This window comes from Plesiocystis pacifica SIR-1 (assembly GCF_000170895.1).
Taxonomy (GTDB): domain Bacteria; phylum Myxococcota_A; class Polyangia; order Nannocystales; family Nannocystaceae; genus Plesiocystis; species Plesiocystis pacifica.
Map to the genome: position 1 here is coordinate 1 of NZ_ABCS01000148.1, position 19,490 is coordinate 19,490.

General features: G+C 71.2%; 19 protein-coding genes and 1 pseudogene. 12 read left to right on the forward strand and 8 right to left on the reverse strand.

Annotated elements, in window-relative coordinates; genetic code table 11:
- The 3 genes from PPSIR1_RS38525 to PPSIR1_RS38535 form a co-directional block, all read right to left on the reverse strand.
- Nucleotides 1-2,874, reverse strand: a 2,874-nt coding sequence (locus PPSIR1_RS38525) for a CHAT domain-containing protein (RefSeq protein WP_157596419.1), incomplete at its 3' end; no start/stop codon positions are given.
- On the reverse strand, nt 2,835-3,779 hold the full coding sequence (locus PPSIR1_RS38530; protein ID WP_006976716.1) for a hypothetical protein: 945 nt from the start codon (nt 3,777-3,779) through the stop codon (nt 2,835-2,837). The genes PPSIR1_RS38530 and PPSIR1_RS38525, both read right to left, overlap by 40 nt.
- A gap of 11 nt (nt 3,780-3,790) precedes the next feature.
- The gene (locus PPSIR1_RS38535; RefSeq protein WP_157596420.1) at nt 3,791-4,402 is read right to left on the reverse strand and encodes an RNA polymerase sigma factor; all 612 of its coding nucleotides are present in this window, start codon (nt 4,400-4,402) and stop codon (nt 3,791-3,793) included.
- A gap of 110 nt (nt 4,403-4,512) precedes the next feature.
- Here PPSIR1_RS38535 and PPSIR1_RS38540 point away from each other — a divergent pair, with 110 nt between their 5' ends.
- From PPSIR1_RS38540 to PPSIR1_RS38550, 3 genes and pseudogenes are all read left to right on the forward strand, one after another.
- On the forward strand, nt 4,513-5,355 hold the full coding sequence (locus PPSIR1_RS38540) for a PHP domain-containing protein (protein WP_006976718.1): 843 nt from the start codon (nt 4,513-4,515) through the stop codon (nt 5,353-5,355).
- Nucleotides 5,356-5,391: 36 nt separating this feature from the next.
- Entirely contained in the window at nt 5,392-5,757 is a 366-nt protein-coding gene (locus tag PPSIR1_RS38545) for a tellurite resistance TerB family protein (protein ID WP_006976719.1), read from the forward strand.
- Nucleotides 5,758-5,818: 61 nt separating this feature from the next.
- Nucleotides 5,819-6,347, forward strand: a pseudogene (locus tag PPSIR1_RS38550) (enoyl-CoA hydratase/isomerase family protein); the annotation flags it as partial.
- Nucleotides 6,348-6,385: 38 nt separating this feature from the next.
- Here PPSIR1_RS38550 and PPSIR1_RS38555 read toward each other — a convergent pair.
- Nucleotides 6,386-7,363 carry a YndJ family transporter gene (locus PPSIR1_RS38555; RefSeq protein WP_006976721.1) on the reverse strand — a complete coding sequence of 326 codons (978 nt, stop codon included), beginning with the start codon at nt 7,361-7,363 and terminating at the stop codon, nt 6,386-6,388.
- 51 nt (nt 7,364-7,414) lie between these two features.
- Between PPSIR1_RS38555 and dnaX the strand changes: the two genes are divergently transcribed.
- From dnaX to PPSIR1_RS38580, 5 genes are all read left to right on the forward strand, one after another.
- Nucleotides 7,415-9,658 carry a DNA polymerase III subunit gamma/tau gene (gene dnaX / locus PPSIR1_RS45105; RefSeq protein WP_006976722.1) on the forward strand — a complete coding sequence of 748 codons (2,244 nt, stop codon included), beginning with the start codon at nt 7,415-7,417 and terminating at the stop codon, nt 9,656-9,658.
- 195 nt (nt 9,659-9,853) lie between these two features.
- Complete coding sequence (locus PPSIR1_RS38565) at nt 9,854-10,177, forward strand: YbaB/EbfC family nucleoid-associated protein (RefSeq protein WP_006976723.1); 324 nt, start codon at nt 9,854-9,856, stop codon at nt 10,175-10,177.
- A gap of 27 nt (nt 10,178-10,204) precedes the next feature.
- Nucleotides 10,205-10,843, forward strand: coding sequence for a recombination mediator RecR (gene recR, locus PPSIR1_RS38570; RefSeq protein ID WP_045117605.1), 639 nt, complete (start codon nt 10,205-10,207; stop codon nt 10,841-10,843).
- A 578-nt stretch (nt 10,844-11,421) separates the two neighbouring features.
- Nucleotides 11,422-11,904, forward strand: coding sequence for a roadblock/LC7 domain-containing protein (locus PPSIR1_RS38575; protein WP_045117609.1), 483 nt, complete (start codon nt 11,422-11,424; stop codon nt 11,902-11,904).
- A gap of 11 nt (nt 11,905-11,915) precedes the next feature.
- Nucleotides 11,916-12,497, forward strand: coding sequence for a GTP-binding protein (locus PPSIR1_RS38580; protein ID WP_006976726.1), 582 nt, complete (start codon nt 11,916-11,918; stop codon nt 12,495-12,497).
- Nucleotides 12,498-12,550: 53 nt separating this feature from the next.
- Here PPSIR1_RS38580 and PPSIR1_RS38585 read toward each other — a convergent pair whose 3' ends face one another.
- Complete coding sequence (locus tag PPSIR1_RS38585) at nt 12,551-13,552, reverse strand: hypothetical protein (RefSeq protein ID WP_006976727.1); 1,002 nt, start codon at nt 13,550-13,552, stop codon at nt 12,551-12,553.
- Nucleotides 13,553-13,864: 312 nt separating this feature from the next.
- On the opposite strand from PPSIR1_RS38585, the gene PPSIR1_RS38590 reads away from it, so the two are divergent.
- Nucleotides 13,865-14,599, forward strand: a complete 735-nt coding sequence (locus tag PPSIR1_RS38590; protein ID WP_006976728.1) for an ABC transporter C-terminal domain-containing protein — start codon at nt 13,865-13,867, stop codon at nt 14,597-14,599.
- Nucleotides 14,600-14,689: 90 nt separating this feature from the next.
- Here the strand turns inward: PPSIR1_RS38590 and PPSIR1_RS38595 are convergent, their stop codons facing one another.
- Nucleotides 14,690-15,490, reverse strand: a complete 801-nt coding sequence (locus PPSIR1_RS38595; protein ID WP_006976729.1) for a patatin-like phospholipase family protein — start codon at nt 15,488-15,490, stop codon at nt 14,690-14,692.
- Nucleotides 15,487-16,122, reverse strand: coding sequence for a tRNA (guanine(46)-N(7))-methyltransferase TrmB (gene trmB, locus PPSIR1_RS38600; protein ID WP_006976730.1), 636 nt, complete (start codon nt 16,120-16,122; stop codon nt 15,487-15,489). Before trmB ends, PPSIR1_RS38595 begins: the two co-directional genes overlap by 4 nt.
- A gap of 65 nt (nt 16,123-16,187) precedes the next feature.
- On the opposite strand from trmB, the gene PPSIR1_RS38605 reads away from it, so the two are divergent.
- Together PPSIR1_RS38605 and PPSIR1_RS38610 are read left to right on the forward strand one after the other, a co-directional pair.
- Nucleotides 16,188-16,868, forward strand: coding sequence for a sensor histidine kinase (locus PPSIR1_RS38605; protein ID WP_157596421.1), 681 nt, complete (start codon nt 16,188-16,190; stop codon nt 16,866-16,868).
- Nucleotides 16,869-16,873: 5 nt separating this feature from the next.
- The gene (locus PPSIR1_RS38610) at nt 16,874-17,650 is read left to right on the forward strand and encodes a Smr/MutS family protein (protein WP_006976732.1); all 777 of its coding nucleotides are present in this window, start codon (nt 16,874-16,876) and stop codon (nt 17,648-17,650) included.
- Here the strand turns inward: PPSIR1_RS38610 and PPSIR1_RS38615 are convergent.
- Nucleotides 17,630-18,100 carry a hypothetical protein gene (locus tag PPSIR1_RS38615; protein WP_045117606.1) on the reverse strand — a complete coding sequence of 157 codons (471 nt, stop codon included), beginning with the start codon at nt 18,098-18,100 and terminating at the stop codon, nt 17,630-17,632. The genes PPSIR1_RS38610 and PPSIR1_RS38615 overlap by 21 nt on opposite strands.
- Before the next feature lie 112 nt (nt 18,101-18,212).
- Between PPSIR1_RS38615 and PPSIR1_RS45110 the strand changes: the two genes are divergently transcribed.
- Nucleotides 18,213-19,088 (forward strand): YqiA/YcfP family alpha/beta fold hydrolase, encoded by an 876-nt coding sequence (locus PPSIR1_RS45110; protein ID WP_006976734.1) that lies wholly within the window; start codon nt 18,213-18,215, stop codon nt 19,086-19,088.
- Nucleotides 19,089-19,490: the final 402 nt, after the last annotated feature.

Below are 19,490 nucleotides of genomic sequence, written 5' to 3' on the forward strand. Positions count from 1 at the left end.
AGCTTCGACTTCGGCGCGTTGAACTTCCGCGAGGCGGGCGGCGAGGGCTGTTGGGCTGAGCTCGAGGGGATCGCTGGCGTAGAGCTCGGCGGCGAGGCGGCGGGCGACGGCGTCGTCGACGGGGCGGGTCGGGGCGATGACCAGCTGGGCGCCGGCGAGGAGGAAGGCGGAGGCGAGGTTCATGCCACCGTCGATGGCCTCGGGGCTGGGGGTGCCGGCGCTGCAGGCCCCGAGCACGACGATCTGCGGGGCGCGCTGGCCTGCGACGATCTGCGCGGCGCGGACGGTCTGGCCGTCGAGGACGAGGTAGCTCCCCCAGCCGAGCAGGCCCTCGTGGTAGCCGTGGCCGCTGTAGTGCATCAGGGTCGGCTGCTCGGCGTCGAGGGGGGACCAGCTCGGGGACACGGCGGCGCCGAGCTGGGTCAGGCGCGCGGACACGGCCTTGGCCTCTTCGCGGGCCGCGGCGAGGTCCTTGGCGCTGGCGATCACGGCGACGTCGAGGCCGGCCAGGGCAGGGGCCGCGGGGGCTTTGGCGGTGGGCTCGCGGCCGAGGCCGAGGGAGTAGTGGACCACCCTGGGCCCGGGGCCGTCTCGGGCGGCGAGCAGCCCGTGGATGTCGACGGCGACGAGCTCGTGGGTGGCGATGACGTCGAGGCTGTCCAGGGTCGACCAGGCGCCCTCGGGCTTCGCGGCGAAGCGCTCGACGGCCGCGGTGATCAGGGCCTCGGGCTCGAGGGCGCCGCGCAGCTCGACGAGCTCGACGGGCGCGTCGGCGGTGGCCAGGAAAAAGCGCCAGCTCGCTTCAGATCGGGTGGACCCGGTGGATCGGGCGGCGGGCGCCATGGTCATCACCCCGCGGCTCGGGTCCCGGGGCCACAGCTGGTCGCAGGTCCAGCTCGGCGCGGCCTCCTCGAGGATCGCCGTCGCCTGGGCCAAGAGCGCCTCGGCCCGGGCCCCCTCGCTGGCGAGCGCGCGCTGCAGCACCTCGAGCTCGGAGGTGGACAGCTCCCACGCGTCCTCGCTGCGGGCGGCGAGGCTGGCCTCGAGGGCCTGATGCTCGCTGAGCAGGCGCTGGTATTCGCGGCGGCGCTCTGGGGGCAGGCGCGGGCGGGCTCGGGCCCACTGCGCGCGGAGGTGGCGAGCTCGGGCGCCCACGGCCGTACAAAAGGCGCCGCGGGTGTCGCCCGTCTCGACCAGCAGCTCGAGGTGGCGAGCGTCGGCGCGGGCGTGGGAGGTGACGAAGAGGCTGCGGCCCGCGTCGCCGGGGATCGCCAGGGCCAGCTCGCCCGCGATCGCGTTGGCCCGCTCGTAGGCGGCGATGGCTCCTTCGGTGTCGCCGCGCTCGTGCAGGGTCGCCGCGCGCAGGGCCCACAGCTGCCAGTCGTGCTCGCGGTCGTGGGTCAGCTCGGCGTAGGCGCCGGCGCGCTCGAGGTGCTCGAGGGCGAGCGTGGACCGACCCCGCCCCAGGGCCGCCTGGGCGCCCAGGAGCTCGCGCCAGATCAGGTAGTGGGCGTCGAGGGTCGCCGGATCGATGGCCTCCAGCTCGCGCTCGGCCGTGCCCAGCTCGCCGCCCTGGATCGCCGCCAGGGCCAGGTTGAGGTGCATGTGCGAGGCGTTGCGGCGGTCACCTCGGGCCGCGTAGGCCTTGGCCAGGGCGCGCAGCTGGGGCGAGGGGTCGGGCGTGCCGGGGTCGACCTCGCGGCGCAGCAGCGCGACCCAGGCCAGATCCGAGAGCACGTCGAGGGCGTGGGCCGGAGGCTCCGCTTGGTCGAGCTCGGGTCGCCAGCGCGTCGCCAGGGCGTCCGCGAGGACCTGCGCCTCGTCGAAGCGGCCCAGGCGGGCGAGGGTCGTCGCCTCCATCACCCGCGCCGCGGCCACGCGCTTTTCGGCGTCGAGGGCCTCCGCGAGGGCGCCGGTGCGGCCGAGGGCGACGAGGGCCTCGTCGAGGTGGCCGAGGCGGAACTCGAGGGTGCCCTGGAAGTAGCGCAGGTCGAGCTCGGCGAGCATGTGCACGAAGGGCCCGTCGAGCTCGGCGATGGCCGCCGCGAGCTGGGCCTCGCTCGCGTTGAAGTCGGGCTCGACGTAGAGGTGCAGGTAGGCCGCCTGGGAGCGCGCCGCGCCCAGGCAGCGCAGCGGTCGGGCGCCGGCCGAGCGGGCCGCTGCCTTCACGGCCTCGGGCCCCTCGCCGACGGCCGCGTAGTCGCCCGCTTCGTAGGCGAGCTGGCTGGCCATGCACGCGAGCAGCGGCCGCTCGTGCGCCTCGACGGCCTCGTCGGCGGCCGCGAGGATCCCCAGGGCCTCGGGCAGCGCGTCCGCGGCCGTCGTGTCCGGAGCGTGCAGGGCCTGGATCGCCCGCTCGCGCGCGTCCGAGTAGGCCGATGACAGGGCGGCGAGCTCCACGGTCCACTCGCGCTCGGGGGCGTTCGCATCGGCGAGCGCGACGGTGCCTTCGGTGGTCTCGAGGTCGAGGTGGAAGAGCGCGCCCTCGGGTCGCTGATCCACGACCGCGTCGACGGCCGCCCCGTCGAGGGTCAGGGCGTAGCGAGCCCCGGCCTGCTCGCCCTCGAGCCACAGGCTCACCCGTCGAGCCTTGGTCAGCAGGCAGCGCGCGCGTCGGGGCGCGTCGGGACCAGGGTCTTCGTCGACCACGAGGTCCCGGCAGCCGTGTACGCCCAGGGTGCTCGGACCCGAGGCTGGGGGCGCCTCGGCAAGGGCCTGCGTCGCCGGAGGGTCGGGGTCCAGACGTGCGTCGGCGCTGGCCTCGGGAGCGCGCTCCCCCGAGCAAGCCTGCGCCGAGGCCAGCGCGAGGGCGACCAGGGGCAGGGCCGCGCGCTTCAGTCCTCGATGACGATGTCCACTCGCCGCACCTGCCACGGGCCCGAATCCTCGCCGTCGGCGAGCACCTCGGAGGCCTGGGTGGGCAGGGCCTCGGGGCGCCCGACGACGAGGGCGATGGTATACCGCCCGGGCTCGAGGTCGAGGTCGCCGATCGTCCCGGCCACGCGGATGGACCCGGACTTCGACTGCTTGGTCAGGTCCTCGATGGCCAGGGGCAGACCCGAGCTGCCGACCAGGGCGAAGGCACGCACGCTGATGTCACCCTCGACCTCCAGCTTGGGCCGCAAGATCCACTCGAACTCGGTGTCACGCTGGTAGCGGTGCGCGGCGACCTTGGGCTGCTCGTCCTCGGCGCCGCGCATCTGCTTGAGGCCGCCGTCGGTCTCGAGCACGAAGGTCGGGACCGGATCGGCGACGGCGACGGTGGGCGCGTCGCCCCCGAGGTCGAGCTCGGGGCCGGGCGCGTCGCCGGGCCACGCGACCCACAAGAGGATCGCGGCGGCGGCCGCGGCGATCATGCCCCCGGGGACCCACCAGCGCGGGCTGCTGCCCGGGTCGTGGGCCCGGTTCGCGGCGCTGTCCCGAGTCTTGGTCTCGGCCTCGGTCTCGGCCTCGGTCTTGGCGCGGAAGGGCACGACCTTGCCGTCGTTCGCCTCCGCGTCGCCCTCGTCCTCACCTGGCTGGTCGTCGAGCCCGGCGAGCAGCGCGTCGACCAAGCCGCCGCGCTCGTCTTCGTCGAGGGGCGCGAAGGCGGCCCGCGCCCACTCGCGCTCCGCCTCGCTCATGCCGGCCTCGAGGGCGCGCTCGTCGGCCGCGTCGGCGTCCAGGTCTCCGCGCGCGAGCGCAGCCCACGGGCTGTCCTCCAGCTCGCGGTCGTAGTCGCGGGCGCGCTCGCCGATCGCAGCGACGAGGGCGTCGATCTCTGGATCTTCTGATTCCACGGCAGTCGTCCTCAGTGTGTCCTTTGATCGGGGCTGTCGGGGATCTGACGCTGAGCGTCGGATTTTTTCGAGCCGAGCTCGCCCTCTTCCGCCGCGAGCTTGGCGACGAGCTTGCGAAAGCGCGAGCGCCAGGCGTAGACGGCGTCGCGGGTCATGCCCGTCGCCGCCATGACCTCGTCGACGCCCCGCTCTTCGACGTAGAGCATCTGAAACAGCAGCATGCCCCGGTCGTCGAGGCGCTCGTGCAGCCAGCCGAGCAGTCGATCGAGGCGCTCGCGGGACTCGAGCCGCGCCCCGTGGCTGGTCTGGGCCTCCATGCCCCGCTCGAGATCCTCGTCGGCCGTGGGCTTGTCGCTCCACGGGTTGCGCCGGCCGCTGCGCAGGATCGCCGCGACCTGCCGGCGGGCGACGAGGCGCACGAAGCTGTCGAGGCTGCGCCCGCGCTCGGGGTCCCAGCTCCGCAGGGTCTTGCCCCCCTGGCTCAGCAGGTGCACGAACACCTCCTGGCTGAAGTCGCGGACCTCCTGGCGCGGGTCTCGGCCTTCGATGCGGGCGCCGCGGAGCAAGGCGAAGCCGACCTCGGCCTGGATCACGGGCAAAAGCCGATCGACCAAGGCACGCATGGCCTGACGGTCTCCATCGAGGGCTTGGGCGACTTGCTCGGGACTCACGGGGTCGGGGGAGCATACCGGGGGAGCGGCCCCCCTGTCCCCCGGCCTGCTAGGCTGCGCCCGTGCGACTGGAGCTCCACTGCCACTCGACGTGCTCCGACGGGAGCTGGACGCCGGTTGAGATCGCGTCTGCGGCCGCGGACTTCGAGGTGGAGTTGTTTTGCCTCACCGACCACGACACCCTCGACGGATGTGAGCAGACCCAGGCTCTGCTCCCAAACGCGCGGGTGCTGCGGGGTCTCGAGCTCAGCTGCAAACACCAGCGTCGCACCGTGCACTTGCTGATCTGGGGCGTACCCGCTCACGCCGAGGCCTTCGAGGCGCGCCTGGCCGAGCTGCGCGAAGTTCGACGTCTGCGGATCCACGCGATTTGTGCGCGCCTGGCCGAGCTCGGGGTGCGCCTCGACGCCGACGCGATCCTGGCCAACTGCCACGGCACCCCCGGCCGCCCCGACGTCGCCAAGGCCCTGGTCGCGGCCGGCGTGTGCACCTCCTTCCGCGAGGCCTTCGATCGCTTCTTGAAAGACGGCGGCCCGGCCCACGTGGTCGTCGACAGCCTCAGCCTCGCCGACGGCCTCGCCCTCGGTCGCTCGGTCGGCGCGCGCATGGCCCTGGCGCACCCGCACTCCCTGGGCAACTTCGCCCTGGTCGAAGAGATCTATCGCGAGCACCGAGCGCTCGGCCTCGAGGGCATCGAGGCCTACTCCGGCGTGGTCAGCCCGACCCGCGCCGAGCCGTGGTTGCGCCTGGCTCGAAAGTACGAGCTGGTCGCCACCGCCGGCAGCGATTTCCACGGCGACCTCACGCCCAACATCGCCCGCCCCGGCGTGATCGTCCCCGAGCCGATCGCCGAGGGCGTGCAGGCCTGGTTCGAGGGTCTTCCAAGCGTCGAAGCAGCGGCCTGAGTAGGGGCAGGTCACTTTGGTGTACCCTCGGCGCCGATGGCCGCCGACAAGTCCGTGCTCGAGTCCCTCGCGTTTTTGTACCTGACCTTCAGCCACTCCACCGATGGCGAGGTCTCGGGCGACGAGATGAAGGCGCTCGCGGCCAAGCTGCGCGAGTGGGCGCCCAGCGTCGAGCTGGGCGAGCTGGGCGAGCTGCTCAAGTCCACGGTCGCGCGCTACAAGGGCGCCGCGGACAAGCTCGGCGAGGCGCGCACGATCACCGGCTCCCTCGAGGGCGCCCTCGACAAGGAGCAGCTCGGCAAGGTGCTCGCCGATCTCGAGGAGCTCGCCGCCGCGGACGGTGAGGTGATCGAGGCCGAGAAGACCTTCATCGCCGACACCCGCAAGGCCTTTGGCCTGTAAGCGGTCCTGAGCTCCCCGAGGTGGGCTGGTTGGCCCGCGCGCGCATGAAAAGCTGGGCCTCATCGGCAAGCTCGAGGGCTTCGCCGGGGCGGCGGGCACGAGCTGGCCCTGGCGCTGGACATGCGCTTCGCGGCCCGGGGCAAGTTCGAGTTCATGCAGATGGAGGTCGGCATGGGGATCTTGCCGTGCGGCGGCGGGGCGTCGCGGATGGCTCGCCAGACGGGCCTGGGCCGGGCCCTCGAGATCATCCTCAGCGCGCGGGACTTCGACGCGGACGAGGCCGAGGCCTCGGGACGGTCAACAAGGCGCTGGACCCCGAGGCCATCGGGCCCTACGTCGACGAGCTGGCCCGGCGCGTCGCGCAGTTCCCCGCCGAGTCGATCACCGCCTGCAAGCGCGCGGTCTACGAGTCGATCGACAAGCCCATCGACGAGGCGCTCCGGGCCGAGGCCTACTGGCTCTACCAGGCGACCAGCAAGACGCCAGCGATCAAGGGCTTCACCGTCGCCGACGAGCGGGGCCTCGAGCACGACATCGAGAACCAGCGCAACTGGAACGAGCTGGTGATGCAGGTGCAGGAGATCCAGTAGAGGCGTCGCCGACGGGCTCGGGGATCCTCCCGGGCCCGTCAGTCCGCGTCCGTGTCTTCGGCTTCGGGCGCGGGCTGGCCGAGGCCCGTCAGCTTCCAGCTCCACGCGCCGAGCAGCCCAAAGCCCAGGGCGTTGACCGCCCCGTGGACCTCGACCATGGTCCGGATGTCGGGCACGGGGGTGCCGAGGAACTCGCTGACCGCGTAGCTGCCGGCGAAGGTCATGGCCGCGAACAAGCTCGCGCCGGCGAGGGCCGAGAGCATCGCCGGCAAGGTCGGGAGCTCGCGCGCGCGCCGGAGCATGCCCACGCCCACGGCGAGGCCGCAGCCGGCGGTCAGCCACGAGGACGCGACCTCGAGCAGCGGCGAGGCCGTGATCCCGATCGCGACCAGGGGCACGGCGAGGACCAGGGCGGCGGCGGTGACTCGCCACACGCGCGACTCGGGCTCGGTGCGGACCAGGTACCCCGCCATGATCGGGAGGGTGAAGCCGGCGTGGTGAAAGTGCGCCGCCGTGAGGATGACGATGAGCTTGGAGAAACCCAGGGGTTGGAGGCCGAGGGTGTGGGCGATGAGCCAGAGGCTGCCGACGATGGGAAAGCCCAGGCCGCCGGCGATGGCCAGCTCACCCGCGCCGCGCCCGAGGAGGAGATCACGCGGTCCGTGGGCGCGCAGCCGTGCGACCACCCGCCGGGTGCCCTCGACGGCGGCGACGGCCGTCCACGCCGCCCACGGCAGCGCGGCGAGCATCGCAAGGCCCCCCGGCGAGAGGCTCGTCGCAAAGGTCAGCGGCAGGGCGCAGGGCAGCTGGGCGAAGCTCAGGCCGCGCAGCAGCTTCGAGTCGTCGAGGCTCCCCGGTGCCGCGTCGAGCAGCGGGCCCAGCAACAGCGGGACGAGCACCAGGGGGGACAGCGCCATCAACACCGCCGGGGTGCTGGGCCCGGCGAGGAACTGCCAGAGGATCCAGATCGCGGTGCCGGCGACGGCGCTGTGGCGATTGATCCGGAGCCGATCCAAGGTGCCGCGAGCGTAGCCCGAGACGCCCGAGACTGATAGAGTCGCCAACCCGTGGCTTACCTCGCCCTCGCGCGCAAGTACCGACCGCAGCGCTTCGCCGACATGATCGGTCAGGAGCACGTCACGCGGACGCTCGAGAACGCGATCAAGTCCGACCGTGTCCACCACGCCTACCTCTTTTGTGGGGTCCGCGGCCTGGGCAAGACCACGGCCGCGCGCATCCTCGCCAAGTGCCTGGTCTGCGAGCACGGGCCCACGCCCGAGCCCTGCAACCAGTGCGTCCACTGCGTGGGCATCAACGAGGGCCGCTCCGTCGACGTGATCGAGATCGACGGCGCCAGCAACAACTCCGTCGACGACATCCGCTCGCTCCGCGACCAGGTCCACTACCTGCCGCAGATCGCCCGGCGCAAGATCTACATCATCGACGAGGTCCACATGCTGACGCAGGCGGCCTTCAACGCCCTGCTCAAGACCCTCGAGGAGCCGCCGCCCCACGTCACCTTCCTGTTTGCGACCACCGACCCGCACAAGGTCCTGCCCACGATCCTGTCCCGGGTCTCGCGCCTGGACTACCGCCGGGTCCGGGCCGCGACCTTGGTCCCCTACCTGCAGTTCATCCTCGAGCAGGAGGGCTTCGCCGTGGAGCCCGAGGGCCTGTACGTCATCGCGCGCTGCGGCGACGGCTCGGTCCGCGACTCCCTGACCCTGCTCGACAAGGTCATCGCCTTCGCCCACGACCCCAAGGCGATCACCGGCGAAGAGGTGCTCACGGTCCTCGGCCAGGCCAGCCGCTACGCCGTCGCCGAGCTCGTCCAGGCCATCCTCGACCGCGACGCGGCCAGCGTGCTCCAGCGCTTCGAGCAGATCACCTCGAGCGGCAGCGACCTGATGCAGCTGGCCGTGGCGATCTTGCAGCACCTGCGCGACCTGACCGTGCTGTCCCTGACCAAGAGCCGCGCGGCGCTGCTCGACATGAACGACGACCTGTTCGAGCAGCTCCAGCGCCAGGCCGGGGCGACCAGCCCGACGGTCGTCGCCCAGCACTTCGATCGCTTCGCCCGGGTCGTCGACAGCATCGAGCACAGCCGGGTGCCGCGCCTGGTCATCGAGATGGGTCTGCTCGAGCTGGTCAGCGCCGAGCCGCTCATGCCCCTGGGCGATCTGGTCACGCGTCTGGACGCCCTGAGCAAGGGGCGGCCGACGCCCCGCGGAGGCGGAGGAGGTGGTGGAGGAGGTCGCCGAGGTTCGGGGGGAGGCGGCGGTGGTCGTCCCCGCGGCCCCGCGCCGCGTCAGGCCGCGCCTGCCCAGGCCGCGCCCATGCGAGCTGGGCCCCCCGCCAGCGCGGCGCCCATGCCCGCGCCCACGCCTGCGCCGAACCCCAGCCCGGTGGTTCACCGCCCGCCGGCGCAGACCCAAGCGCCCAAGCGCGCCACGGCTCCCGCCGGCGGAGGCGGCAGCGGAAACGCCTCGGCAGACATGCTCGAGCGCATGGCTCGGGAGGCGGGTTTGCTCGGGGGCAAGCCCGAGCCGGCTCAGGCCCGCACGCCGCAGCGCAACGCAGCGCCGCAGCGCAGCGCCGCAGCCCAGCGCAGCGCACCGCCCCAGTCCAACGCGGCCCCGCAGCGCAACGCGCCGCCCCAGTATCAGGACGGGCCGCCGCCTCGGGACGAGCCGCCCTGGCCGGTCCCCGCCGCCAACGATCCCCGCAGTCCCCAGGGGCAGGGTTTCGCCCTGACCAACGATCGGCTCCGGCCCGTCGAGCCCTCCTCCGAGGTCGCCAAAGATCCCCAGGCCGCGTGCCCGAGCTCGCGCTGCACCCCCCGCGAGCCCATCCAGTGGCGCCAGCTCGGGTCCTGGGACGCGTGGGAGACCTTCCTGTCCCGGGTCCGCCAGGAGAACGACCTGCTCTCGGCGGTCCTCGACAACCTCGGCCTGCTGTCGCTGACCGAGGGCCACGTCGAGCTGGCCGCGCCCGCCAACGGCTTCGCGCGGACCCAGCTGCGCGAGAACCCGGAGATCGAGGCCGCCTTCGAGGCCCTCGCCGCCGCCTACTTCGGCGAGAACATGCACCTCGAGCTCGTCGACATCGTGCCCAGCCTGCCCGACGCGCCGAGCATGCTCTTGGTCTACAAGGAGCGCCAGCGCAAGCACCGGGAGCAGATCGAGCACGACGCTCACAGCCACCCGCGGATCCGCGCCCTGCTCCACGCCTTCGGCGGGGAGGTCGAGAAGGTCGACATCCTCGCGCCGCCGGAGCTGCCGCCGCTAGGCGAGCGCGGCCTACCGAGCTGAACTGCTTTGCCCCCGCAGGGGTCTCGGGGAGGGGGGACGCTTCGTCGCTTCCGCTCCTCCGCTTTGGCCGGTGGGCAATGTGGTTCGTGCCCCCTCAGACAGCATGTGGTCGCCCCCTGAAGGGGGCGATCCGTTCGCGGGCTTCGTGGGTGGGGTCTGGAACGGCCCCGCGGACCAGCCTATAGTCCCGGGACCATGTCCGACTTCGACCTTTCCCAGCTCATGCAGCAGGCCCAACAAATGCGCGAGCGGATGGAGTACCTGCAAAAGGGACTCGCCGATCAGCGCGTCGAAGGCTCCGCCGGCGGCGGCATGGTCAAGGTCGAGATGACCGGGACGCAGCAGGTCCTCGGCGTGAAGATCGACCCGGCCGTGCGTGACGAGGACCTCGAGATGCTTCAGGACCTGATCGTCGCCGCGACCAACAGCGCGATCGAGAAGTCCAAGGCCCTGGCCCAAGAGAGCCTGGGCTCGATGCTCCCGCCGGGCATGCTCCCGGGCGGCATCCCGGGGCTGTGAGCGCACGAGATCGCCCCTCCTTCGTCGATGGCTGACCCGATCCGCAAATTGTCGAGCCTGCTCGCTCGGCTCCCCGGCATCGGGGAGAAGTCGGCCCTGCGCCTGGCCCTGGCCATCGTGCGCAGCAACGACGACTACTGCCGGGCCCTGTCCCAGGCGATCTCGGACGTCCACCAGCACATGCGGCTGTGCTCGGTGTGCTGCGACCTGACCTCGACGCCGGTGTGTGAGATCTGCTCGGACCCACGCCGCGACGCCGGGCTGATCTGCGTCGTCTCGCAGCCCCAAGATCGCATGGCCTTCGAGCGCGCCGGGGTGTTCCGCGGGCGCTACCACGTGCTCCACGGCGTCCTCGACCCCCTCGCCGGCGTCGGCCCCAACGAGCTCAAGGTCGCGTCCCTGCTCGCGCGCTTGCAGCCAAAGGAGGGGGAGCCAAAGGAAGGGGAGCCAAAGGAGAGGGAGAAGTCGCCGGTCCGCGAGGTCATCGTCGCGACCAGCCCCAACGTCGAAGGCGACGCCACGGCCTTGTATCTGGCCAAGCTGCTCGAACCCCTCGGCGTCTCCGTCACCCGCATCGCGTCCGGCGTGGCCGTGGGCGGGGAGCTCGAGTACGCCGACATGACGACCCTGCACCGGGCCCTCGAAGACCGCCGCAGCATCAGCTGAAGCGGGCGATTGCCGGGGAATTGCCTTCGAGTTCGGCTGGGAAATCGGCTGGGGCAGAACGTCCCAAGGGGCAGGGGCCCCAGGCCCGCGGCGATTGTCAAGGCGAACCTTGGCATGAGGGCGCATCTTTGTGGTGACGCAGTTCGTCACCGGTGACACACCCAAACCTCGATATCGAGGGCAACACGGGCCTCGGACCGTCGGCCAGCGGACCTTTTGCCAGGCCGCGAGCCGCTCGGGCCGGTCGAGAGCGCGGGGATGCTCGCCTCTACGATCAAAGCGGGCGATCCTCGCGCCGAGTGCATGGACTTGCCGGGCCGAGTCTGTTAACTTGGCGGCCTGTCACGCGCCGTGTTCCTCCCGTCCTCAGTCCGCTCGCAGCCCATGCGGGACTCGATGTTCGAGGCTCCGCATGTCGGTGCTGACATCGGCGTCGATGCGTCGCGGTGGATCGAGGGCTCTGTGGTGGAGCGCGCCCCCTTGCGTGTGAGCCTGCGCTGCGGCTTGGACCGGCAGCTCAGCGTAGGTGTGACCCGGGCCCAAACGGGCACAGTTCGGTCAGGAGTCCCGCGTTGAACATGTTTAACCCGCAGCTCTCGTTGTACGAAGAGGAGCTGTCGGAGATCCGAGGGGTCGCCGACAGGCTGCACCAGGATTCCCGGGCCCGCACGATCCTGATCGTCGACAAGAACGGTCAGATGATCGCCGCGTCGGGCGTGGGAGCGGATCTCGACACCACCTCGCTCAGTTCATTGGTCGCCGGCAACGTCGCGGCCACTGGTGGCATCGCCAAGCTGATCGAGGAGGAAGAGTTCACAGGTCAGTTCCACGAAGGCAAGGACATCTCCGTCCACATGACCATCGTGGCTCGGCGGATCATCCTCGTGGTTCTCTTCGACAAGAACACCACCCACGGCCTGGTTCGCTTGCGCGTCAAGAAGGCCAACGAAGCGTTGACCGACATCTTCGAGCGTCTGGCTGAGAAGAGCGCCAACGACACGCAACGGCAGAACATCTTCGACCACATCTCGGACGAGGACATCGACAACCTGTTCAGCTGAGCGCCGGCACCATGTCCTTCATCAACTACAGCGCTCGCGAGATCAACTTCAAGCTCGTCTACTACGGCCCCGGGCTGTGTGGAAAGACGACCAACCTCGAGTGGATCTACGCGAAGTCGAAGCCCGACGCGAAGGGCAAGATGGTCTCGCTGGCGACGGAGACCGAGCGCACGCTGTTCTTCGACTTCCTGCCCCTCGACCTCGGTGAGATCCGCGGCTTCAAGACGCGCTTCCACCTCTACACGGTCCCCGGTCAGGTGTTCTATGACGCCAGCCGAAAGCTGATCCTGCGCGGCGTCGACGGAGTCTGCTTCGTCGCCGACTCCCAGGAAGCGCGCATGGACGCCAACCTCGAGAGCCTCGAGAACCTGCGCCACAACCTCGAGGAGCAGGGCTTCGACCTCGACGTGCTGCCCTACGTCATCCAGTACAACAAGCGGGACATGCCCGAGGTGATGAGCATCGATGAGCTCCAGGCTCAGCTCAACCCCACCGGCGTGCCGCAGTTCGAGGCCGTCGCCATCGACGGCACCGGCGTGTTCGAGACCCTCAAGGGTCTGGCCCGCTTGGTCATCAAGAAGCAGCGGACCTGAGTCCGGCCTCCGCCGTCAGCGAGAGGGGGTCCCGCGGGGCTCCCTCTTTGCGTTTACTTGGGCTTGGGCCGCTTCCAGATCCACCCGTCGTAGAGGAAGTGCAGCAGCGAGGTCGCCGTGTAGTAGGCCATGTAGGCCTCGGTCTTGCGGTAGTCGGCGAGCACGAAGAACAGCGCGGTCAGGGCCAGGGCGATCGCGGGCCCGGAGATCGCCGGGCGGGCGAGCACGGACCCGGCGAAGCTCCGGCTGTCCCTGGCTTGGCGGGCGTACTTGGCGTGGCCGAAGACGTGGAAGAAGACGATGTACTCGAGGGCGTGGGCGACCCCGAAGCACAGGTAGCCGACGATCGGCCCGTGGGCGACGAAGACGAGCAAGAGCGCGGCGGTCGAGGCCACGAAGTTGAGCCGAGGGAAGCGCTCACGCCAGCTCAAGTCCGCGGCGCGCTCGTGCCTGATCCACCCAAAGGCGATCTGCGCGAACACGCTGGCCGCGACGATCAGCGCGCCCCAGCCGACCGGCCCGTCCAGGATCGGGGCGGCCGCGGCGAGCACCTTGCGCGCGTTGCCGATGCCCCCGAAGGTCTGCGCTCGAAACAGCAAGGTGACCACGGCCGTGAGCGCCGCGCCGGACCACAACAGCGCGAGATCGCGGCGCCCGTGTTCGCGCGTCTCGAGCCCGGCGCCGACGCGGCCGGCGTAGGCGCGCGCGATGCCGTAGCGCTGCATGAGCGTGTGCCACATGTTCCACGCCCCGGTGATCCCGAGCACGATCATCCACGGGTGGATCGAGCGCGCGCCAAGGGGAATGCGCAGATCGCCACCCAGGCGCAGGACCAGGGCGAGGCCGATGAACAGCAGCGCCGGCGTGATCGTGTACGCGCGCGCTCGCCGAGAGAAGACCTCGGCGTCGCCGTAGACCAGCAAGAAGGTGTAGTGGCGGTGCACGTAGCTAACGCCGAGGGCGAGCAAGGTCGCCAGCCCCAAACCCGGTTCCGTGCCGTTGCCATCGCGTCCGCCGGCGGACCAATCACCGTCGATGCCGAGCGCGAAGACCACGAACAGATAAAAGGGCAGCCAAGCCCACGCGAGGGTCAGGCTATCGAAAGCGGGACCGATGAGCGCAGGGCGCTTCCTCGCTGCATGCGCATCACTGGCAGGCTGGCCCGACATCGCGGGATCAGCCTAAACCGAAGCATCGGCGGACGCGTAGTTGCGATCGCCACCAGAGTCTTTGCGCTCCGAGTCACGCGCATGGCGCCTGCGCCGATTGCGTGATCGAATTCGCCATGCACGGATTGCCTTTGCCTGTGTATGATGCCGCCGCCCCGGCTCTAGCCCCTGGAGCCGAGCAAGGAGACCCCGCCGAAAATGGAAGTTGGTTCCCCGGAATGGATTGAGTCCTCTCTCGCCCGCCTCGAAGAGCTCGAGCGGCAACAAGGCGAGCACGAGGCCGCGCTCGAGACCGCGACGGACCCCGCGGAGCTCCAAAAGCACACCGCGGAGCTCCAGCGTCTCGACGAGGAGCTCAAGGGTCTCTACGCCCAGCTCGAAGCCGTCGCCGGGGAGGACGAGGACGAAGCGGACGCGCCGTCCGAGACCATGGGCGACGACGAGATCTCGCGCCCCGTCGAGGTCGCCCCGCCCGTCGCTGCGGCGGCACCCCTCGCGGAGCCGGTCGCAGCGGCCGCTGAGAGCCCCTTCGGCGCGGCCCCTGCCGCCGCTGCCGACAGTCCCTTCGACACCAGCCCGCCCCTGCCCGTGGGCGACGACGACCTGAAGGTCGGCAACAGCAGCAAGTGGGTGTTCATCGCCCTCGTGCTCGTCGCCGGCGTCGGCGTCAGCGGCTGGTTCGCCTACCAGAACATGGTCGCCAACCAGCCCGCGCCCGAGCCCGAGAAGGGGCCGACCAAGCGCATCGAGGCCTCGGCGATCCCCGACGACACCGAGGAGCCCAACGCGGTCCAAGGTGGCGACGCGACGGTCTCGCCCACGGCCGGCGGCGGCACCAAGGCCGGCAGCGGCGGCGGTGGCAAGAAGAAGAAGAAGACCGAGAAGAAAAAGAAGAAGCTCGAGATCGGCGGCAGCGGCGATCCGCTGGGCTGACACAGCGCTTCGCTTGCGCCGAGCACAAAACCCCGCGCCTCTTCGGAGGGCGGGGTTTTGTCAATTTCGAGGTCTGTCTTCGAGCTCGCGTCAGCGCGGCTGCTCGAGCCACGCCCGGCACTCGCGGCGGGCGAGCTCGAGGGCGCGGCGGCCCTGATCGAGGGCCATGGGCCCGACGCGCGGGAGGGTGTCGATGGCCAGCACCGTGCGCGTGGGCGTGTCCATGCGCTCGAGCTCCTCGCCGGCCTGGCCGTGGGCGCGGGGCCACGGCGTGGAGTGGGGCAGGTGGTGGTAGAGGCAGCGCTCGCCGGGCGCCAGGGCCCGAAAGCCGGGGCGATCTCGGATGCCCCCGTCGGCGTGCAGCCGCCCGTCGATGCGCACCGGCCCGAACATCACGGGCAAGGCCGCGCTCGCGCGGATCACCGGGCGCAGCGGCCCGCGCTCGTGGACCGTCGTCGCGTTGCGGCCCAGGTCGTGGGTCACCGCGGCGAAGGGCGTGGGGCAGGCCTCGATGGTGTCGGGTCGGCCGTCGAGGATCTCGCCCAAGATCGCGTCGAACTTGCGCCCGCGCAGGAGCCCCAGGGGCGTGCCCGGGTCGGGGTCGGCGGCTCGGCGCGCGGGCCAGCGCCACACGGGATCCCAAAAGTCGGGCAGGCGCAGGGCGACGAGGCGCTCGATGAGCTCGCGCGTGGGCACGCCGCTGGCCCACATGCCGCCGGCGATCGCCCCCGCGGAGGTGCCGACGACTCGACGCGGCGCGAGGCCGGCCTCTTCGAGGGCCGCGAGCACGCCGGTGTGGGCGAAGAAGCCGAAGAAGCCCGCGCTGAGCACCAGGGTGAAGGGCTCGGCGGCCAACCACTCGCGCCGGGTTTGGGTTTGGGTCTGGGTCACGGCGCGCGCTCCAGTCGGTAGCGCATGCGCCAGACTCGTTGGCCCCGGGCGAGGGTGGTGTCTTCGCGGCGCGAGCTCGCGGGCCACGGGTTGCCGCGCCAAAACGACCACTCACCGAGCAGGTTGCGAAAGCCGAGCTCGGCCGCGAGGGGCTCCTCGAGCTCGGCCATGGCCGCGAGGGCGAGCTCCCAGACGTCGCTGGCGAAGTGCAGCTCGCCGCCGGGTCGAAGCTGCCGGGCGATCACGCGCAGCAGCCCGGGCTCGACCACCCGCCGCTTGCGGTGCCGGGCCTTGAACCAGGGGTCGGGAAAGAGCACGTGGAAGCAGTCGACGCTGCGCTCGGGGAAGACCCGGTCGAGGTCGACGTTCATGTTCACGTAGCCAAAGCGCAGGTTGTCCAGGCCGCGCTCTCGGGCCATGGCGGCGTTGCGATCGACGAGGGCCTCGCGGATCTCCAGGCCGACGACGAAGGATTCGGGCTGGCGCTCGGCGAGCTCGAAGCTGAACTTGGCGTCGGCGCAGCCGAGCTCGACCTCGACGGACTTCGGGCCGGCGGGCAGGACCACCGGCTCGGCCCGGGCCTCGAGGTAGGTGCCCCCGAGGGGGTTGACGTGCTGGCGGACACCCCTCATGAGCCGCGTGCTTAGCAAACCTGCGGCCCTGGACAAGCGCCGGGCGGAGGTTCAGTCTGGAATTCATGGTGGACCCCGACTCGAGCCTGGACCCAAGCCCGGATGTTGGGGCTGACGCGCGCCGTCTCGCCGCTTCTTTGGCCCTCGCCCGCGAGCTCCAGGGCGTGCTCGTCCACGAGTTCGGCAACCCCTTGCAGAGCGTCGCCGTGCTCGTCGAGCTGGCCCACGACAGCCTCGCCGCGCGCGGCCCGGACGAGGCGGGCGGGGTCGAGCGCGAGGCGCAGCGCCTGGCCAAGGCCCTCGACGCGACGCAGCGGCTGCGCGAATTGATCCACCGCTCGAGCGGGCTGCGGACGCTCCTCGACGGGCGCAAGTCGGGGACCTGGGGCGACCTGCTCGACCAGATCGTCGGCCTGCTCGGCCCGCGCCTCGAGCGGCTGCGGGTGACCATCGAGCGGGACACGGCGACCATCGACGGCTTCGCCCTCGCGCCCGGTCCGCGCGGCGAGGCCTGCCTCGCCCTGGTGCTCGACGCCTCGGAGCAGATCCGCAGCCAACGCCTCGGACGCACGGCCTTGGTGCTCGGCGCCGACGCTCAGTCCTTGCGCGTGGGCCTGCGCCCCGAAGGCGGCGAGCCCGTGGCGGTCGCGCCCGGGGCGATCGCGCGGGCCCACGCCCTGCTCGGCGCAGACGCGTCCGCCTGCTCCCCCGAGGGCCTCGCCGCGACCTTGCGCGTCGCTCCCTGAACGCCATGGCCAAGTCGAGGGGAGGCAAAGGGCCAGAGCCGGGCACGCTGGGCGAGCTGCTCGAGCCCCACGCCGGTGAGCTCGCCGAGGCAGCCGCCGCGCGGGAGTCTCGAGAGGCGGCGGCGCGGGCCGAGGCCGAGCGCCAGGCGAAGATCCGGCGCCTCGACGAGGGCCAGTTCATGCAGCTCATCTACGACAACCTCGACCCGGACAACCCGCGGGTCGCGACCCTCGACTTCGACCGCCTGGCGATCGTGATCGTGTCGAGCCCCGAGCCTGCTGTCGAGGCTGCGGCGGCGCCCTCGAGCGACGCGCCCGAGCCCGCGCCCGCCTCGACCACTGCGAGCTGGCGCTGGGAGGCCGAGGTCGCCCGCCTCGACCCTGGCGAGTGGGTCGGCGGGAGCTGGACCGACGACCTGCGCCCCGTCGCCCTCGAGGCCTTCGATCGACCCACGCTGACCGAGGCCGAGCGCGCCCTGTTGCGCCGCGCCCACGCCGAGCGCCGGCCGATGTGCACCTGCAACCTCCGCCACATGACCCGCGCGCCCGCGCTGCATCACCTCGCGGTCTTCGTCGCGACCTGCCGGGACCAGGGGCAGCGCTACTGTCGGGTCATCCCGGGCAAGGGCATCTCCAGCGAGGACGAGCCCGTGCTCAAGCGCGCGCTGCTGGCGTGGTGCCGCGAGTCCGACCAGCGCGAGGTCCTGGCCTGGGCCCCCGAGCTCGACGCCAGCGGCGAGTGGGGCTCGGTGATCCTCGAGCTACGTGCAGCTGATGCTTAGGGGCTCGTTGTTCGTCAGCCCCCACCCGGTCTTCTCGTTGTCCTCGACCTCGGTGTAGAAGGTCGGCGCCCAGCTCGTACCGGGCACGCACAGCTCGGACAGCGCCGCGTTGGTCATCTCGACGTTGGTCAGCGTCAGCGTCCGGGTCTGCTCGCCGTCGAAGCAGGGGTCGAAGTCCGCGTCGGCCTCGAGCTCCAGGATGACCTCCTCGCCCACGAAGCTCGGAGGGCGCAGGGCGAGCTGCGTGTCGATGCAGCGATCGGCCAGGCGTCCCGACTGCAGCTCGATCTCGAATTCGATCTCGGCGACGTCGTCCGGCGCCTGGCTGTCGATGTGGATCTCGGCCGATCGCAGCGCGGGGATGACCTCGTAGTCGAGGGAGGTGCAGCCTGTGGCCGAGAGTGCGGTGAGTGCCAGGGAGAGTGGGACTGCGCGGCGGGCCGTGAGCATGGCCAAGGTGGGATAGAGGCCCGGGCCGCGGGGGGCCAGGGGGGATTCACCCCGGGATTCACACGCGCTGTGATCTGGGAAACAGCGGCGGTACTAGACTCTCGGAGACACCATGAGCTTCCGCCACGCCTACCTCCACGGCTTCGCATCGTCGGCGCTGTCGACCAAGGGCCAGGCCATGCGCCGCTTCTACGCCGAGCGCAGCCTGGACCTGATGACCCTCGACCTCAACCGCCCGCGCTTTGGTCGGCAGACCTATACGACCATGCTCTCGGTCCTCGACGACATGGACGCCGAGCACGGTCCCAGGGAGCCCCGACCGTGGCGCTTGTTTGGCTCGAGCATGGGCGGCTACACGGCCGCGCGCTGGGCCGAGCTCAACCCCGAGCGGGTCGATCGGCTGATCTTGCTGTGCCCGGCCTTCGACTTCGCCGAGCGCTGGCCGACGATGCTCGGCGAGGCTGCGTTCGCGCGCTGGAAGGCGGAGGGCACCCTCGACATGCCGGGGCCCACGGGGGCCCTCGAGCCCGTGCACTTCGAGCTGTTCGCGGACGCGGCGTCCAACCATCCCAACCGCCCGGTGGTGCCTTGCCCGACCTTGATCATCCACGGTCGCAACGACCCGATCGTGCCCATCGAGGGCTCGCGGGAGTACGCGGCGGCCCACGCCGGTCGGGTCCGGCTCATCGAGGTCGACGACGACCACTCCCTCGCGGGCAGCCTCGAGGCGATCCAGGCGGCGGCGATCGAGCACTTCATCGATCCGCACCACGAGCTGTGGTGGGACTATTTTGGCGGCGACGCCGAGGGCACGGCGGAGCACTTTCGGGTGCACCTCGATGATTTTTTGAGCCGTGAGGGGATCGAGGGGTGCGAGACGGGGGTCGAGGTGCTCGAGGTGGGGCGGAGGGCGGCGGCTTTTTGTCGTTGTCCGGAGTCTCTGGTTGCGGTGATTGGTCGGGCGTTGCGGCCTCATCGGGTTGATTGATAGCGGGGTTGCAGGGAGCCGGGTGGTCTCGCTTGGTGGAGACTCTGTTCGCGGGGATCCGGGCTTCGATGGGGTCGGGCACGGGGCGGGAGGGTCGGTTCGCGGGGATCCGGGCTTCGATGGGGTCGGGCACGGGGCGGGAGGGTCGGATTTCCCGCTGTCGCCTGTGGGAGAGGGGTGTCGCGGTTTTGGGCGAAGTCGTTAGTGTGGGGTTGGGCTTCGGCGGTCGTTGGAACGGCTCCTAACGCTGGGAAATCCGACCCTCCCGCCCTTGTTGTGCCCGCTGCGTTTGCGAAGGGTTCGGTGGTTTCGCTTGGGGGGCGGAAGATGGGTTGGCGGGGAGCTGGGCTTCGATGGGGTCGGGCACGGGGCGGGAGGGTCGGATTTCCCGCTGTCGCCTGT

Coding starts and splice junctions, on each gene's coding strand:
- PPSIR1_RS38535 (WP_157596420.1), bottom strand. CDS start 4,402: ATGCGTGCCTTGGTCGATCGGCTTTTGCCCGTGATCCAGGCCGAGGTC.
- PPSIR1_RS38545 (WP_006976719.1), top strand. CDS start 5,392: ATGGCCGCCGACAAGTCCGTGCTCGAGTCCCTCGCGTTTTTGTACCTG.
- PPSIR1_RS38565 (WP_006976723.1), top strand. CDS start 9,854: ATGTCCGACTTCGACCTTTCCCAGCTCATGCAGCAGGCCCAACAAATG.
- recR (WP_045117605.1), top strand. CDS start 10,205: ATGGCTGACCCGATCCGCAAATTGTCGAGCCTGCTCGCTCGGCTCCCC.
- PPSIR1_RS38575 (WP_045117609.1), top strand. CDS start 11,422: ATGTTTAACCCGCAGCTCTCGTTGTACGAAGAGGAGCTGTCGGAGATC.
- PPSIR1_RS38580 (WP_006976726.1), top strand. CDS start 11,916: ATGTCCTTCATCAACTACAGCGCTCGCGAGATCAACTTCAAGCTCGTC.
- PPSIR1_RS38590 (WP_006976728.1), top strand. CDS start 13,865: ATGGAAGTTGGTTCCCCGGAATGGATTGAGTCCTCTCTCGCCCGCCTC.
- trmB (WP_006976730.1), bottom strand. CDS start 16,122: ATGAGGGGTGTCCGCCAGCACGTCAACCCCCTCGGGGGCACCTACCTC.
- PPSIR1_RS38605 (WP_157596421.1), top strand. CDS start 16,188: ATGGTGGACCCCGACTCGAGCCTGGACCCAAGCCCGGATGTTGGGGCT.
- PPSIR1_RS38610 (WP_006976732.1), top strand. CDS start 16,874: ATGGCCAAGTCGAGGGGAGGCAAAGGGCCAGAGCCGGGCACGCTGGGC.
- PPSIR1_RS38615 (WP_045117606.1), bottom strand. CDS start 18,100: ATGCTCACGGCCCGCCGCGCAGTCCCACTCTCCCTGGCACTCACCGCA.
- PPSIR1_RS45110 (WP_006976734.1), top strand. CDS start 18,213: ATGAGCTTCCGCCACGCCTACCTCCACGGCTTCGCATCGTCGGCGCTG.